The organism is Leisingera sp. F5 (assembly GCF_001593695.1).
The window spans coordinates 1-1,900 of the sequence record NZ_LUKH01000661.1 but is presented as its reverse complement, the minus strand read 5'-3'; the positions used below and the strand labels follow the sequence as shown (position 1 = coordinate 1,900).

At 60.4% G+C, this 1,900-nt stretch carries 2 protein-coding genes; both read right to left on the bottom strand.

Annotated features, from left to right (window positions below; genetic code table 11):
- Positions 1 to 1,345, bottom strand: a 1,345-nt coding sequence (locus A2I95_RS34500) for a TRAP transporter large permease (RefSeq protein WP_291737049.1), incomplete at its 3' end; no start/stop codon positions are given.
- Positions 1,342 to 1,900 (bottom strand): TRAP transporter small permease (locus A2I95_RS34495; protein WP_291737047.1); only part of this gene is annotated, 559 nt, incomplete at its 5' end. The genes A2I95_RS34500 and A2I95_RS34495, both read right to left, overlap by 4 nt.

Genomic DNA, 1,900 nt, shown 5'->3' with positions numbered 1-1,900 from the left:
CTGGCGGGGTGATCAGGCCAACCTCGACCACGATCAGCACCAAGATCCCGAACCAGATAGCGACATATTCCGCCTCGATCCGGTTCACCCGGCCTTCGGTCACCCGGATGCCCAGCTCTTTCATCTGCTCGCGGGTGAGTTCCGCTCCGGCCGCAATGGCGTCCTTGATCGAGGCGAGCATCTCTGCCCCCATCCCCTCAGGCACTCCAGCCTTCAGCACCTCCATCGCTGCATCCGCCTGCATCGCTGGCAGCGACAGCAGACCGAAATCCATCGCCGAGATTACCGGAAAGAAGATCGGGATTGTCAGCAGGATCATCGACAGCGAATCCATCAGGCAGCCGAAGACCAAGTAGAATCCCAGGATCAGTGCCAGCACCATCCAAGGGCTAAGCCCCTGGCTCACAACATAGTCCGCCAATTCCTGCGGTACTTTTGTGAGCGCCAGGAACCCATTGTAGAAACCAGCGCCCAGCACGATGAAGAAGATCATCGCGGTGGACCGCGCTGTTACCAAAAAGCTGTCTGCCAGTGTTTCGCGGTTCAGCCCGCCATTGGTCCAGGCGATAAAGCCGGTGCCAAATGCGCCCACGGCTGCGCCCTCGGTCGGAGTGAACCAGCCCAGGTAGATACCGCCCACCACCAGGCCGAACACCAGAAGCACCGGCCAGACATGTATCAGCGCGGCAAAACGCTCGCGCATCGGAACGGGCGGGCGGGTGCCGGCACTTTCCGGGAACAGCCGCACATAGACCGAGATTGCAATTACATAACCCAAAGCCGCCAGCAGGCCCGGAATGAAGGCTGATAGGAACAGCTTGGCGATGTTCTGCTCGGTCAGGATCGCATAGATGACCAGCACAACAGAAGGCGGGATCAGGATGCCCAGCGTGCCGCCCGCCGCCAGCGTCGCGGTCGAAAATCCGCCGGCATAGCCGTATTGCTTCAGCTCCGGCAGTGCCACACGGCCCATGGTGGCTGCGGTGGCTAAGGACGAGCCGCAGATCGCACCAAAGCCTGCGCAGGCGCCGATGGCCGCCATCGCAACCCCGCCTTTGCGGTGGCCCAGGAACCCTTCAGCTGCCTTGAACAACGCGGTGGACATGCCGCCGAGCGTCGCGAAATGCCCCATCAGCAGGAACATCGGCACAATGGTCAGCGAATAAGAGGAAAAGGTCGAATAGGTCTCGCTTTTCAGCCGCCCGAACGCCACTTGCGTGCCGTCCGTGACCCAGATCAGCCCGCCAAGGCCGACCAGAAACATCGAGAGCCCGATCGGAACCCGCAGAAAGATCAGCAGCATCAGAACCGGGAAGGAGGCGATGCCAATTTCAAGAGCCGTCACTGTTCGCCCTCCACGCCGTCCCAAATCAGGATCCGGCCGGTAAAAAATTCGATGGTGCGGATTGCACCCATGTAGAGACCCACAATCGCGGCGACGACAGCCGCCACCATGCTGATGCCGTAGGCCCACCAGACCGGAAACTCGAGCAGGAAGGAGGTCTCGCCATTGGAGAATTTGCTCGTAAGCCCAGCCCCCAGCCGCCAGGCGATAAGAATCAGCACCGCGGCAAAGACAATTTCGGTCACCATCCGCAAAAACCGGTTCACTCCGCGTGGAAACGTATTGGCCACCACATCAACCGAGGCATGTCCCGCGGTGATCTGGCACAGCGGCATAAAGGCGAAGATGGCAAAGGCCACGCCAGCCTCGACCAGTTCAAAATCGCCGTTGACCGGCCCGACCCAGCCGGTCATCCACTTTGAGAACCCCGGCGCAATCCGCTCCATCAAATCGCCATGGAAGACGCCGTTGAGCAAACGCCCAGCGATCGAAACACATGTCAGAATGATCAGAAGAGTGAGGACCGCACCGCCCAGGTAGGCCATGGATTTGGCC